Here is a 560-nt window from a genome sequence, read left to right on the forward strand (position 1 = left end):
GTCCACCGCGATCGGCAGCGTCTGCGCCAGCACCGGCGACCAGACCTGCGTGAAGACCACGGACCACACGATCAGGGAACGGAGCTTGGACATCATGCGTACTCGGTTGAAACAAGAAGGTGGGACGGCTTTGCGGGCATTGCGGCCACGCAAAGCGGCGGGATCAGAACTCGAACATCAGCGTGGCGGCGAACACCGTGCTTTGCGTTTTCAGGTTGTCGGGCTTTTTCAGGGGCCAGCCGGCCGACAGGTCGTAGCTGGCGTTGACATAGGGCATGGCGATGCGGCCGCGCAGGCCGGCCACCGCGCCGACCAGCGTGCGACTGGCCAGGTACTGGGCCGACGGGCCGCCAACGCGGCCGGCGTCCAGCCCGGCATAAAGCTGCTGGCCCGGCATGCCCGCCAACCCGCCCAGGTCCAGCGACAGGTCATTGCGCAAGGTCCAGCCGTCTTCCGCGGCCAGCGTCATCTGCCCGTCGAAGCCGCGCACCGCATAGCGGTTGCCGATGGTGAAGTAATCGGCGGGCACGACCGGTGTCTTGGCGTGCTGGATCTGCCAG

Annotated in this window: 1 protein-coding gene; it reads right to left on the bottom strand. The window is 66.8% G+C overall.

Annotation, left to right across the window (positions count from 1 at the left end):
• Positions 1-163: 163 nt before the first annotated feature.
• A partial coding sequence (locus tag HV701_RS26635; protein WP_175135985.1) for a ShlB/FhaC/HecB family hemolysin secretion/activation protein occupies positions 164-560 on the bottom strand: 397 nt, incomplete at its 5' end.

Source organism: Achromobacter pulmonis (genome assembly GCF_902859765.1).
GTDB lineage: Bacteria > Pseudomonadota > Gammaproteobacteria > Burkholderiales > Burkholderiaceae_B > Achromobacter > Achromobacter pulmonis.